At 74.8% G+C, this 12,729-nt stretch carries 12 protein-coding genes and 1 riboswitch; of the genes, 5 read left to right on the top strand and 7 right to left on the bottom strand.

Translation table 11 applies throughout. The annotated features are described in order from the left end of the window. Positions 1–33: 33 nt before the first annotated feature. Both ACZ7MY_RS30795 and trpS read right to left on the bottom strand, forming a co-directional pair. Positions 34–639: a 2'-5' RNA ligase family protein gene (locus ACZ7MY_RS30795; protein ID WP_499606552.1), complete on the bottom strand. Its 606-nt coding sequence runs from the start codon at positions 637–639 to the stop codon at positions 34–36. A gap of 170 nt (positions 640–809) precedes the next feature. Next, entirely contained in the window at positions 810–1,823 is a 1,014-nt protein-coding gene (gene trpS / locus ACZ7MY_RS30790; protein ID WP_499606551.1) for a tryptophan--tRNA ligase, read from the bottom strand. 144 nt (positions 1,824–1,967) lie between these two features. Between trpS and ACZ7MY_RS30785 the strand changes: the two genes are divergently transcribed. The 3 genes from ACZ7MY_RS30785 (at position 1,968) to ACZ7MY_RS30775 (ending at position 4,100) form a co-directional block, all read left to right on the top strand. Further along, entirely contained in the window at positions 1,968–2,528 is a 561-nt protein-coding gene (locus tag ACZ7MY_RS30785) for an RNA polymerase sigma factor (RefSeq protein ID WP_499606550.1), read from the top strand. Then, entirely contained in the window at positions 2,525–3,280 is a 756-nt protein-coding gene (locus ACZ7MY_RS30780) for a hypothetical protein (RefSeq protein ID WP_499606549.1), read from the top strand. Before ACZ7MY_RS30785 ends, ACZ7MY_RS30780 begins: the two co-directional genes overlap by 4 nt. Before the next feature lie 100 nt (positions 3,281–3,380). Then, positions 3,381–4,100: a hypothetical protein gene (locus tag ACZ7MY_RS30775; protein ID WP_499606548.1), complete on the top strand. Its 720-nt coding sequence runs from the start codon at positions 3,381–3,383 to the stop codon at positions 4,098–4,100. 50 nt (positions 4,101–4,150) lie between these two features. On the opposite strand, the gene ACZ7MY_RS30770 is transcribed toward ACZ7MY_RS30775, so the two are convergent. Next, on the bottom strand, positions 4,151–5,593 hold the full coding sequence (locus ACZ7MY_RS30770; RefSeq protein ID WP_499606547.1) for a glycine hydroxymethyltransferase: 1,443 nt from the start codon (positions 5,591–5,593) through the stop codon (positions 4,151–4,153). A 30-nt stretch (positions 5,594–5,623) separates the two neighbouring features. Then, positions 5,624–5,710, bottom strand: a riboswitch (ZMP/ZTP riboswitch). Between the two features lie 130 nt (positions 5,711–5,840). Here ACZ7MY_RS30770 and rocD point away from each other — a divergent pair. After that, complete coding sequence (gene rocD, locus ACZ7MY_RS30765; RefSeq protein ID WP_499606546.1) at positions 5,841–7,046, top strand: ornithine--oxo-acid transaminase; 1,206 nt, start codon at positions 5,841–5,843, stop codon at positions 7,044–7,046. A 40-nt stretch (positions 7,047–7,086) separates the two neighbouring features. Here rocD and ACZ7MY_RS30760 read toward each other — a convergent pair whose 3' ends face one another. Further along, entirely contained in the window at positions 7,087–7,605 is a 519-nt protein-coding gene (locus tag ACZ7MY_RS30760) for a carboxymuconolactone decarboxylase family protein (RefSeq protein ID WP_499606545.1), read from the bottom strand. Positions 7,606–7,655: 50 nt separating this feature from the next. On the opposite strand from ACZ7MY_RS30760, the gene pdxR reads away from it, so the two are divergent. Continuing rightward, positions 7,656–9,137, top strand: a complete 1,482-nt coding sequence (gene pdxR / locus ACZ7MY_RS30755; RefSeq protein ID WP_499606544.1) for a MocR-like pyridoxine biosynthesis transcription factor PdxR — start codon at positions 7,656–7,658, stop codon at positions 9,135–9,137. A gap of 78 nt (positions 9,138–9,215) precedes the next feature. On the opposite strand, the gene ACZ7MY_RS30750 is transcribed toward pdxR, so the two are convergent. From ACZ7MY_RS30750 to ACZ7MY_RS30740, 3 genes are all read right to left on the bottom strand, one after another. Continuing rightward, positions 9,216–10,205, bottom strand: a complete 990-nt coding sequence (locus tag ACZ7MY_RS30750) for a malate dehydrogenase (RefSeq protein ID WP_499606543.1) — start codon at positions 10,203–10,205, stop codon at positions 9,216–9,218. Positions 10,206–10,853: 648 nt separating this feature from the next. Beyond that, on the bottom strand, positions 10,854–11,762 hold the full coding sequence (locus tag ACZ7MY_RS30745) for a helix-turn-helix domain-containing protein (RefSeq protein ID WP_499606542.1): 909 nt from the start codon (positions 11,760–11,762) through the stop codon (positions 10,854–10,856). Positions 11,763–11,847: 85 nt separating this feature from the next. Next, positions 11,848–12,699: a helix-turn-helix domain-containing protein gene (locus tag ACZ7MY_RS30740; RefSeq protein ID WP_499606541.1), complete on the bottom strand. Its 852-nt coding sequence runs from the start codon at positions 12,697–12,699 to the stop codon at positions 11,848–11,850. Positions 12,700–12,729: the final 30 nt, after the last annotated feature.

Genomic DNA, 12,729 nt, shown 5'->3' with positions numbered 1-12,729 from the left:
GCGGGCCGTCGTGCTCGGCCGCGCCCGGTGCGCTCACCCGTGCGGCGGGCCGCCCGCGGGAGCCGTGCTGAGCGGCTCGCACGCGCCGGGCTGGTGCGGCACGAGCCGGTGCCCGGCGGCGCCGCCGCCGAAGGGGTAGTCCCGCACGGTGCGCCAGACACCCTCGTCGTCCTGCTCGTACAGCGAGAAGCAGCCGGCGGTCCAGGTGGCGGCGAAGCCGGCGAGCTCCGTCTGCGCGCGGTCCAGCGCCTCGTCGGGGATGCCGTGGCCGATGGTGACGTGCGGGTGGTACGGGAACTGGAGCTCGCGCCGCACCGGGCCCGAGCGGACCCGCTCCTGCAGCTCGGCGCAGTCGGGGCCGCCTTGGACGAGGTCGACGTAGACGACCGGGGTGACGGGCCGGAAGCTGGCCGTGCCCTCCAGCCGCATGGGGAAGGGCCTGCCGGTGGCGGCGACCTGCGCGAGGTGCTCCCGGAAGGCCGGGAGCAGCGCGGTGTCCACCTCGGTCGGCGGGAGCAGCGTGACGTGGGTGGGGATGCAGTACGCCAGCGGGTCTCCATAGCCGGCACGGCGCTGCTGCAGCAGGCTGCCGTAAGGCTCGGGGACCGCGATCGACACGCCGATCATGCGGTTTCCCACGCGTTCACCCCTTCCCCGGGTCGGTTCGTCGTACCGTACGCACGCCGTGCGGGCACAACTCCGTCATTGCCAGTGTGACGCGCGCGCGGCCTCCCGCGCGAGCGTCGTCCGTCACACCTGCGCGGGACCTAAGGCCCCTCTTCCCGGGCGTCCGGGAGGGGAGGGGGCCGTCAGTGCTTGGCGGGCAGGAAGCCGATCCTCTCGTACGCCTTCGCCAGGGTCTCCGCGGCGACGGACCGGGCCTTCTCGGCGCCCTTGGCGAGGACCGAGTCCAGCGTCTCCGGGTCGCCCAGGTACTCCTGGGTGCGCTCGCGGAAGGGCGTGACCCATTCCACGAAGACCTCCGCGAGGTCGGTCTTGAGCGCACCGTAGCCCTTGCCCTCGTACTTCTGCTCGAGTTCCGGGATTCCGGTGCCGGTGAGGGTGGAGTAGATGGTCAGCAGGTTGCTGACGCCCGGCTTCTCCTGCTCGTCGTAGCGGATCACGGTGTCGGTGTCGGTGACCGCGCTCTTGATCTTCTTCGCGGAGGACTTGGGCTCGTCCAGCAGGTTGATCAGGCCCTTGGGGGACGCCGCCGACTTGCTCATCTTCGACAGCGGTTCCTGCAGGTCGTAGATCTTCGCCGTCTCCTTGACGATGTACGCGTCGGGGACGGTGAAGGTGTCGCCGAAGCGACCGTTGAAGCGCTCCGCGAGGTCGCGGGTGAGCTCGATGTGCTGGCGCTGGTCCTCGCCGACGGGGACGGCGTTCGCCTGGTACAGCAGGATGTCCGCGACCTGCAGGATCGGGTACGTGAACAGGCCGACGGTGGCCCGGTCGGCGCCCTGCTTGGCGGACTTGTCCTTGAACTGCGTCATGCGGGACGCCTCGCCGAAGCCGGTGAGGCAGTTGAACACCCAGCCGAGCTGCGCGTGTTCGGGGACGTGGCTCTGGACGAACAGCGTGCAGCGCTCCGGGTCGAGCCCGGCGGCCAGGAGCTGGGCTGCGGCGAGCCGGGTGTTGGCGCGCAGCTCGGCCGGGTCCTGCGGCACGGTGATCGCGTGGAGGTCGACGACCATGTAGAAGGCGTCGTGGGACTCCTGCAGCGCCACCCACTGGCGGACCGCGCCCAGGTAGTTGCCCAGGTGGAACGAACCTGCGGTGGGCTGGATGCCGGAGAGCACACGGGGACGATCGAGAGCCATGGCACTCATTCTCTCAGGTCCGCGAGGATTCCACGGCCGCGGTGGGAACCCGGGGGCGGGCGGCGGTGTAGAAGGGGTGACGTGTGCCGCACGGGGGCGGCGCCGGGTGAGCGAAGGGGGTCCGCCACGGAGGGGGAGGCGGCGGTGATCGCGCGCGTACGCGCCGGTGAGCGGGAGGCGTACGCGGAGCTGGTGCGCCTGCACGCGGACGTCGCGCACCGTACCGCCGTGCTGCTCGGCGCGGGATCCGATGCGGAGGACGTGGTGCAGGTCTCGTTCGTCAAGGCGTACCGCGCGCTCGCGACCTTCAAGGAGGGGGCGGCCTTCCGCCCGTGGCTGCTGCGGATCGTCGCCAACGAGGCGCGCAACGCCGGGCGCGCGGCGCGCCGTCTGCGGTCGGCGGTGGAACGCAACGCCGCCCTGGAGGCGCTGCCCCCCGCGGCGGACGACCCGGAGTCGCTGGCGGTGTCGCGGGAGCGCCGGGCGGAGCTGCTGGCCGCCGTGCAGGCGCTCAGCGAACCGCACCGGATGGTGGTCACCTGCCGCTATCTGCTGGACCTGGACGAGGAGGAGACGGCGACGGTGCTCGGCTGGCCGCGCGGCACGGTGAAGTCCCGGCTGCACCGGGCCCTGGCCCGGTTGCGGGCGGGGCTGGGCGAGCCGGTGCCGGCCGGCCGGTGCGACGACGGGGGGCGGCGCCCATGACCGACCGGCTCCCGGAGGAGCTGCGCGAGGCGGGCCGGCGGCTGGAGATCCCGGCGCCGTCGCCCGACTCCGTGGCCGAGCAGGTGCTGGCCCGGCTGCTGGCCGAGGCGGTCCCGGCGCCGGGCGGTCCCGCGCCGGGCGCCCCCGCGCGGGGCCGCGGCGCGCGGGTGCGCGCGTGGGCCGCGGCGCGGTGGCGGGCCCTGACGGCCGTCCTGTGCGGACTGCTGGTGGTGCTGGTGCTGACGCCGCCGGTGCGGGCCGCGGTGGCGGACTGGTTCGGCTTCGGCGGTGTCGTCGTGCGGCGGGACCCTTCCGCCCGTCCGGGCACGGGCGCCCCGCCGCCGGTGCGGGGGGACGCACCGCTGGACGGGGCGTACGTGCCGGCGGAGCTGGGCGATCCCGACGGGGTGGCGGTCGTCGACGGGGGCCGGGTGCTGTCGATGAGCTGGCGGGTGGACGGGCGCACGGTACGGCTCGACCAGTTCCGGGCCACCATCGACATGGTCTTCCTCAAGAGGGTCGGCGACGCGGCCGAATGGGTCGAGGTGGGCAGCGGGAGCGACTACGGGGTGTGGTTCGCGGAGCCCCACTACGTGCAGCTGGTCGATCCCGACGGACGTACCCGCCGCGAGCCGCCCCGGACGGCCGGGCCGACCCTGGTCTGGCAGCGCGGGGTGACGACGCTGCGCCTGGAGGGCGTGCCCGACCTGGCCCGCGCGGTCGCCGTCGCGGACTCGGCCCGGCGGCGGTAGGCAATCGGCGGCAAGCCCCTTTCCCTTCCCGCGGACGGGAACCCCGCGGGCGCGGGCGGTGTATCAGGGGCAGGACCGGGCGAGAGGAGAGGGGGACGCGATGCGGATCAGAAGGTTCGTCACCTGGGCCGGGGTCGGCGTGACGGCGCTCGCCGCCGTGATCGGCGGGTCGGGGCCGGCCGCGGCGGGCGGGCCGACCAGCGTGATGCTGGTCGCTCCGGGCAGTGGCAAGGCCGCGGGCATCTACACCAGTTCACCCGACTACCGGGAACTGGAGCAGTCCATCGGGGACGAGCCGAAGGAGGAGGCGCCGAAGTCGCTGTCGGACGTGACGAACGACCGGCACCGCCAGGTGACCGTCACCTGGCTGGTCCACGACGTGTCGGTCTGGAAGGTGGACTACGTGTATCCGGACGGCCCCGGCGGTGCCTGGGTCCACAGCCGCACGGCGACGGAGAAGGGTCTGCCGGAGCAGGGCGCGTGGCGCAAGGCCGCGCGCTCCGACGAGCTCCGCGCCCTCCTGGACCGGTTGGGCCTGATGCAGCCCGACAAGGGCCTCGGCATGAGCGCCCCCGACTATCCGCTCAGCCCGGACGACGCGACCGCAGTCGAGGAGACCGCGGCGGCCGCACCGCAGGCCTCGGATGCCCCGCAGGCCGCGGCGGCCGGTGGCAGCGGTGGAGCGGACGGCTGGTGGCTGTCCCTGCCCGGGCTCGGCGCCGGCCTGCTCGTGGGCGGCGCCGGAACCTTCCTCTTCCTGCGGCGCATATCCCGGAACACGCCCGAGGAGGGGCCCCGCCAGGAACTCGTCGACGCCTGACGCGACGGGGGTGCGTGCCGCGCCGGCACGCACCCCGTGCGGACTGCCGGTCAGCCGAGGTCGATCCCGGGGTAGAGCGGGAAGCCGGCCACCAGGTCCGCCGAGCGCTGCGCGATCTCGTCGGAGACCTTCGCGTCCAGTACGTGCTGCGCCTTGGACGGCTTGCCGGCCGAGGTGACGCCCGCCGTCGTGGCGGTGAGCACCCGGTCGATCAGCCCGGCGACCTCGTCCATCTCGGCGGTGCCCAGGCCGCGCGTGGTCAGCGCCGGGGTGCCGATGCGGATGCCGGAGGTGTACCAGGCGCCGTTGGGGTCCTGGGGGATGGAGTTGCGGTTGGTGACGATGCCCGAGTCCAGCAGCGCGGCCTCGGCCTGCCGGCCGGTGAGCCCGTAGGAGGACTCGACGTCGATCAGGACGAGGTGGTTGTCCGTGCCGCCGGTCACCAGCGTCGCGCCGCGCCGCAGCAGCCCCTCGGCCAGGGCCCGGGAGTTGTCGACGATGCGCTGCGCGTAGGCGTGGAAGTCGGGGCGGCGGGCCTCCGCCAGGGCCACCGCCTTGGCGGCCATGACGTGCGGCAGCGGGCCACCGAGCACCATGGGGCAGCCCCGGTCGACCTGCTCGGCCAGCGAGGAGTCGCACAGCACCATGCCGCCACGCGGGCCGCGCAGCGACTTGTGCGTGGTGGTGGTGACGATCTGCGCGTGCGGTACGGGGTCGAAGTCGCCGGTGAGGACCTTGCCCGCGACCAGGCCGGCGAAGTGCGCCATGTCCACCATCAGCGTGGCGCCGACCTCGTCGGCGATCTCCCGCATGATGCGGAAGTTCACCAGCCGCGGATAGGCCGAGTAGCCCGCCACGATGACGAGCGGACGGAACTCGCGGGCGGTCTTGCGCAGCGCCTCGTAGTCCAGCAGCCCCGTGGCGGGGTCGGTGCCGTAGGAGCGCTGGTCGAACATCTTGCCGGAGATGTTGGGGCGGAAGCCGTGGGTGAGGTGGCCGCCCGCGTCCAGCGACATGCCGAGCATCCGCTGGTCGCCGAGCTCGTGGCGCAGCCGCGCCCAGTCCTCCTCGGTCAGGTCGTTGACCTGCCGGACCCCGGCCCGCTCCAGTGCGGGCGCCTCGACCCGGGCGGCGAGCACGGCCCAGAAGGCGACGAGGTTGGCGTCGATGCCCGAGTGCGGCTGCACATAGGCGTGCTGCGCGCCGAACACCTCGCGCGCGTGCTCGGCGGCGAGCGCCTCCACGGTGTCGACGTTGCGGCAGCCGGCGTAGAAGCGGCGGCCGACGGTGCCCTCGGCGTACTTGTCGCTGAACCAGTTGCCCATGGCCAGCAGCACGGCCGGGGAGGCGTAGTTCTCGCTGGCGATGAGCTTGAGCGAGGCGCGCTGGTCCTCGATCTCCTGTCCGATGGCGTCGGCCACACGCGGCTCGACGCCCCTGATCACCTCGAGGGCACTGCGGAAGGCGGTGGATTCGGTGGAGCCACTCGGCATGTCAGACCTCCTGCTGCACTGCACGGCACACGGGACGGCCCAGGCGCACGGCACACAGTTCACGGGCCGCTCCCCGATGGTCAATCCCATCCCAGCGCGCCAGTCACGACCCGTCGCCAGCCTAGCAACGCCGGTCGGGGCGCCGCCCGGCGCGAGGTTTCTTCGCATCCGGGACGAGCGACGATAGAAAGGGGCCCCACCGGGCCCAGCGCCACAACTCCCGACGTACCACGAACGGAGCACTCACGTGTCGACCGCCGCCGAGCACATCGCCGCCACCGAGGCGCACAGCGCCCACAACTACCACCCCCTCCCGGTCGTCGTCGCCTCCGCCGAAGGCGCCTGGGTGACGGACGTCGAGGGCCGCCGGTACCTCGACATGCTCGCCGGCTACTCGGCGCTGAACTTCGGGCACCGCAACGCCCGTCTCATCGAGGCCGCCAAGGCCCAGCTCGACCGCGTGACGCTCACCTCGCGGGCGTTCCACCACGACCGCTTCGCGCGCTTCTGCACGGAGCTGGCCGAGCTGTGCGGCATGGAGATGGTGCTGCCGATGAACACCGGCGCGGAGGCCGTCGAGACGGCGGTGAAGACGGCCCGCAAGTGGGGCTACCGGGTCAAGGGCGTGCCGGACGGCCAGGCGAAGATCGTCGTCGCGGCGGACAACTTCCACGGGCGGACGACCACGATCATCAGCTTCTCCACCGACCCCGAGGCCCGCGCGGACTTCGGTCCGTACACCCCCGGCTTCGAGGTCGTCCCCTACGGCGACCTGGCCGCGCTGGAGGCGGCGCTGGACGACCGCACGGTGGCCGTGATGATGGAGCCCATCCAGGGCGAGGCGGGGGTCCTCGTGCCGCCGGCCGGCTACTGGGCGGGGGTGCGCCGGCTCACCGAGGAGCGCGGCATCCTCTTCGTCGCCGACGAGATCCAGTCGGGCCTGGGCCGGACGGGCCGGACCTTCGCGTCGGAGCACGAGGGCGTCGTCCCGGACATGTACGTGCTGGGCAAGGCGCTCGGCGGGGGCGTCGTCCCCGTCTCGGCGGTCGTCTCCTCGGCGGAGGTGCTCGGCGTCTACCGCCCCGGTGAGCACGGCTCCACCTTCGGCGGCAACCCGCTGGCCTGCGCGGTGGCGCTCGAGGTCCTCGCGATGCTCCGCACGGGCGAGTACCAGCAACGGGCCACCGAACTCGGCGACCACCTGCACCACGAACTGGCGCTGCTGACCGGCAGCGGGGCCGTCACTCAGGTCCGCGGCCGCGGCCTGTGGGCGGGCGTGGACATCGCCCCGGAGCACGGCACCGGCCGGCAGATCTCCGAACGGCTCCTGGAGCGGGGTGTCCTGGCCAAGGACACCCACGGCTCCACGATCCGGCTCGCGCCGCCGCTGGTGATCTCCAAGGAGGACCTGGACTGGGGTCTGGACCAGCTGCGGGCCGTGCTGTCGGTCTGAACCCCGGGGTACGGGGTCCCGAGGAGGTGCGTCCCGGCGGTCAGACGCCGTCGGGGCGGGCCGCCGGGGACAGCCGCGTCGTCACGCCCATGCGGTTCCAGGCGTTGATGGTCACGCACATGGCGATCAACCGGGGCAGCTCGTCCTCGTCGAAGACCCGGGCGGCCTCGTCGTAGACCTCGTCCGGGACACCGCCCTGACCCAGCCGGGTCACCGCCTCCACCAGGGCCAGCGCGGCGCGCTCGCGCACCGTGTAGAACGGGGTCTCCCACCACACGCTCAGCCCGTGCATCTTCTGCTCGGTCAGTCCCAGCTTGCGGGCGTCGGCGATGTGCATGTCCACGCAGTAGGCGCAGCCGTTGAGCTGCGAGGCGCGGGCCTTGACCAGCTCGTTGATCACCGGGTCGAGGCCGGCGGACGCGGCGGCGTCCAGGGCGATCATCGCCTTGTAGAAGTCGGGGGCGGCCTTGCCCAGCAGCATGCGGGGGGCGTGCGCGGGCACCAGGTCGTCGGGGCCCAGGTCGGCGGCGGCACCGGCAGGGGTCGTGATCATCGTCATGTGACACACCGTAGTGACCGGGTGGCCTCGGGCCGTGGTCCACTTGAGGGGTGAACGACTGGGCCATTTCAGGAGTCGACCTCCATCTGGACCTCACCGGCGGGACCGGTGCGCGGGCCGGGCTGGAGAAGGCGCTGCGCGAGGCCGTGCGCGACGGCCGGCTCGCCCCCGGCACCCGGCTGCCGTCCTCCCGGACCCTCGCCGGGGACCTGGGCATCGCCCGCAACACCGTCGCGGACGCCTACGGACAACTGGTGGCCGAAGGCTGGCTGTCCGCCCGCCAGGGCTCCGGCACGCGGGTCGGCGACGGCTGGCGCCCGGCCGGACCGGCCGCGGCCCCGTCCCGCGGCGGCCGTGCCCGCGCCGGCACCGCCGCACCGCACCCGGGCGGCGGCGCGACCGGCGCCGGCACCGCGGAGCCCCCCGCCGGACCGCCGCGGCAGCGGGAGCACTTCCCGTACGACCTGCGGCCCGGTTCGCCCGACCTCGGCTCCTTCCCCCGAGCCGCGTGGTCCGCCGCCGCGCGCCGCGCCCTGGCGGCCGCACCCAACGACGCCCTCGGCTACACCGACCCGCGCGGCCGCCCCGAACTGCGCGAGGCCCTGGCGGCCTACCTGGGCCGGGTGCGCGGGGTGCGCACCGCACCGGAGTTCGTCGTGGTGTGCACGGGCTTCGTCCAGGCCGCCGGGCTGGTCGGCCGAGCCCTGCGGACCATGGGGGCCCGCCGCGTCGCCGTCGAGGCGCTCGCCTACCCGCACACCCTGCGCATCCTGCGGAGGGCCGGGCTCACCACCGTCCCGCTGGCCGTCGACGACGACGGCGCGCAGGTCTGCGCACTCGACGCCGCCGTCGACGCCGCGCTGCTCACCCCCGCGCACCAGTTCCCGTACGGCGCCCCGCTCTCGCCCGCGCGGCGCACGGCGACCGTGGCCTGGGCCCGCGCCACCGGCGGCCTGGTCATCGAGGACGACTACGACGGGGAGTTCCGCTACGACCGGCAACCCGTCGGCGCCCTGCAGAGCCTCGCGCCCGAGCACGTCGTGTACGCCGGAACGGCCAGCAAGAGCCTCGCCCCCGGGCTGCGGCTGGCCTGGCTCGCCCTGCCGCCCGCCCTGGTGGAACCCGTGATCACCGAGAAGGTGCTCGCCGACCACCAGTCCCCCGTCCTCGACCAGCTGACCCTCGCCGAGCTGATCGTCTCCGGCGGCTACGACCGCCATGTGCGCCGGATGCGGCTGCACTACCGCCGCCGCCGCGACCGCCTCGTCACCGCGCTCGCCACCCGTGCGCCCGCCGTACGGGTGTCGGGCATCGCCGCAGGCCTCCATGCCGTGCTGCGCCTGCCGCCCGGCACCTCGGGCACGGCGCTGGTCGCCCGGGCGCGGGAGCGCGGGCTCGCGCTGCAGGCCGTCGCCGAGTTCGGCGGCACGGACGACGACGCGATCGTCGTCGGCTACGGCGCCCCGCCCGAGCACGCCTTCGCCGGCGCGCTGGACGAGCTGTGCGCCCTGCTCGCCGCGCACACGGCCTGAGGAGCACGCGAAGCGGCCCCCCGCCGCGCCCGTGCGGGGCGCGGCGGAGGGCCGCCGGTGGGACTCGGTGTCCGGGTCTCAGATGAGGCCGAGACCGCGGACCGCCTCGCGCTCCTCCTCGAGCTCCTTCACCGACGCGTCGATGCGCGCACGGGAGAACTCGTTGATGTCCAGGCCCTGGACGATCTCGAACCTGCCGTCCTTCGCGGTCACCGGGAAGGAGGAGATGAGGCCCTCGGGCACGCCGTAGGAGCCGTCGGAGACGACGCCTGCGGAGGTCCAGTCACCCTCGGCGGTGCCGTTGGTCCAGGTGAAGACGTGGTCGATCGCGGCGTTGGCGGCCGACGCGGCGGAGGAGGCGCCACGGGCCGCGATGATCGCGGCACCGCGCTTGGCGACGGTGGGGATGAACTCCTCGGCCAGCCACTTCTCGTCGTTGACGGTCTCGGCGGCGTTCTTGCCGGCGACCTCGGCGTGGAAGACGTCGGGGTACTGGGTGGCGGAGTGGTTGCCCCAGATGGTGAGGCGGCGGATCTCGCTCACCGGCACGCCGGTCCGCTTGGACAGCTGCGAGACGGCACGGTTGTGGTCCAGGCGGGTCATCGCGGTGAAGCGGTCGGCCGGGACGTCCGGGGCCGAGGACTGCGCGATGAGCGCGTTGGTGTTCGCCGGGTTGCCGACGACGAGGACGCGGATGTCGTCCGCGGCGTGGTCGTTGATGGCCTTGCCCTGCGGGCCGAAGATGCCGCCGTTGGCCTCCAGCAGGTCGCCGCGCTCCATGCCGGCGGTGCGGGGACGGGCGCCGACGAGCAGGCCCACGTTGGCGCCGTCGAAGGCGACGTTCGGGTCGTCGGAGATGTCGATGCCCTTGAGCAGCGGGAACGCGCAGTCGTCCAGCTCCATGGCGGTGCCCTCGGCGGCCTTCAGGGCCGGGGTGATCTCCAGCAGCCGCAGCTTCACCGGGACATCGGGGCCGAGCAGGTGGCCGGAGGCGATGCGGAAGAGCAGCGCGTAGCCGATCTGGCCGGCCGCTCCGGTGACGGTGACGTTGACGGGAGTGCGAGTCATTGCCTTCTCCTGGCCTTCTCCTGCTGGATCCCTTGCCGCCCCGGCAGCGTCCCTTGCCGCGGAACGGGGATCTCTCGGCGTCAAGAGACCCACGCCAGGCTATACCCGTGCCGTCGCAGCAGAAGCCACCCCGGGTGTGGCCCCGGTCACCGCCGCACCGCCGCGCCCCCGACCTCGACGGACCCGCCCGCCGGGGAGCACGCAGGCGGCACCCCGCACCGCCGGGCGCCTCCGCACGCCGGCCCCGGCGCCGGCACACCGTCACGCCGCGGTGCGCGGCGCCCGTGCGCGTGCCACCCCGTCGTGACGGCGCCGCACACGGGATGGGACCTCCGCACACACCGAACACCGGCGCATCCGACCTACCACCACGCCGCCGCGACGCCGACCTCGAAGGACCCGCCGCCGGGGAGCACGCAGGCGGCACCCCACACCCCCTTGGACCTCCGGTCACCGCGTCCGCCGCGGCGGTGACGTCGGCGGGGCGGGCGGTCACGGGAGGCGAGCCGCCCGCGAGCGCGTACACGGCCCCCCGGCGCCCCGGGCCCCATCACGCGGCCACCGGCACCGGCGCAGCCGACACACCGTCACACCGCGCACCGGGACGCCCGGGCGCATGCCGCCCACGGCGTGACGGCGTCGCGCGCGTCAGTCCGGCGGGGGTGCGGCGCAGCCGTGGGGGCCCGTGGTGAGGGTGGCGCAGGCGCGGGCGGCGCCGGGGGCGTGGACGGCGAGCATCGAGGTGTACGCCTCCGGGTCCCGGCCGATGCGGCTGCGCTGGGAGCGGCGGGCGCCGCCCGCCTCCGTGACGCTGACCGTGTCACCGGGGGCTCCGGCGGAGATGCGGGCCCAGACGGCCGCGCACACGCGGCTGTAGCGCATCTCGACGTACGCGCCGCCCACCCAGGCCGACGCCGCCGTGCGGGCGTTGCCCCCGCCGCAGCCCATGCCCTCGGGGTCCTTGCCGGTGCAGTCCCGGCCGGTGCACTTCACGCCCGCGGGCAGTGCGGCCGCCCGGGCGGTACGGGTCGGGCCGGGCCGGGCGCGGTCGTCGCCCTCGCCGCCGCCGGTCAGCGCGGTGGCGCCGAACACCGCCAGTACGACGGCCACGACGCCCACCACGCCCACCGCGAAGAGCACGAGCCGACGCCGCCGTACGCCGGGGGCGGTGGGCGCTTCCGCCGGTGCCGGTGCCGCCGCCGGGCCCGGGGCCGGGCCGAACTCCCCCAGCGCGGCACGGGCTTCGGCGATCCGCAGCGCCTCCATCGTGACGTCGTGGCGGGCCTCGGCGCGGCTCCAGACCCGCTCGGTGACCTCCCACATGGTGGTGAAGTGCGCGGGGTCGGCGCCCGTCGCCTCGGCGAGCGCGACCACCGCGTAGCGGGGCGGCAGCAGTCGGCCGCTCAGGTACCGCTCCCACGAACTCCTGCTGTAGCCGGTCGCCTCGGCGAGCGCGGCGACGCTCAGGCCGCCGCGCTCGACCTGGCGGCGCAGCTGCTCGGTGAACTCCCGTACCCGCGGGTCCAGGTCGTCGGCCAGTGGCCGCCAGCGGGCCATCTCCCGTTCCCCCTCCTGCCGTTGCCGTTCTGCCCCGGAAGGCTACCGATGGGGATGCTTCGGGCGGCCCGTCCGGTTGCGCCCGTCATCCGATGCAGATGCCCAGGATGATCAGGCCCAGGCAGAGCCCCTTGCCGGGGCTGCGGCTCGGGGATGCGGAGGGCGCCGGCGCCGCCGGGGCGCTCGTCGCGGGCGGCGGTGCCTTGGTCGTGGGTGCGCCGCCGCCGGGTGCCGGGGTCGTCGTCCCGCCCGTGCCGGGCGCCGCCGTGTGCGGGCCGCGCCCGGGCGCGGAGGACACCTCGCCGGTCTCCGCCACCTGCGCCACGGGCGTGCCGCCGTCCGGGGAGACGGCGGCAGCGGTACGGGAGGCCCCCGCGTCCTTCGTGCCCGCCGAGGGGGCCGACCCGGGCCAGGAGGTGCCGGCGGACCCGGCCCGGCCCGAGGCGGAGGGCGCGGGGCCCGCCGCCGGCACGCTGGCCGTGGGACGGGCCTCCGGCGGTGCCCCGGCCCGCCCGGTCCCGTCCGTGGCCACCCCGGTCGCCACGAGCAGCGCGAACACCCCGCCCAGCACCAGCCCGCCCGCGACCGCGACCAGCGCCTTGCGCCGCCGCCGCAGGGCGTGCCGGGGCATCCCCTCGACGGGGGCGAGCGGGTCGAGCGGATCGGCGTACGGGAAGCCCTTCATGGTGTCGGCGACGCCGCGGTCGGCCAGTTCCCACAGGGCCATCAACCGGTCGTAGTCGGCGCCGCTGAGCTGCCCCAGCACCTCGACCGCGTCACGGGGCGGGATCCGCACGCCGTTGAGGTACTGCTCCCAGGCCCCGGTGCTGCTCGCGGTGCGCGCGGCCAGCGCCGGGACGCTCAGCCCGCTGCGGTCCTTCATCCTGCGCAAGTGCACGGCGAGACGGCGCGCGGCGCCGTCCAGTGTCTCGGGCAATGGCTCCCACCGTGCCACCACGCACCCCCC

The sequence above is a fragment of the Streptomyces sp. NPDC111520 genome, assembly GCF_055635295.1.
The sequence above is the reverse complement of the archived record's forward strand: the minus strand, read 5'-3'. Positions and strand labels throughout refer to the sequence as shown.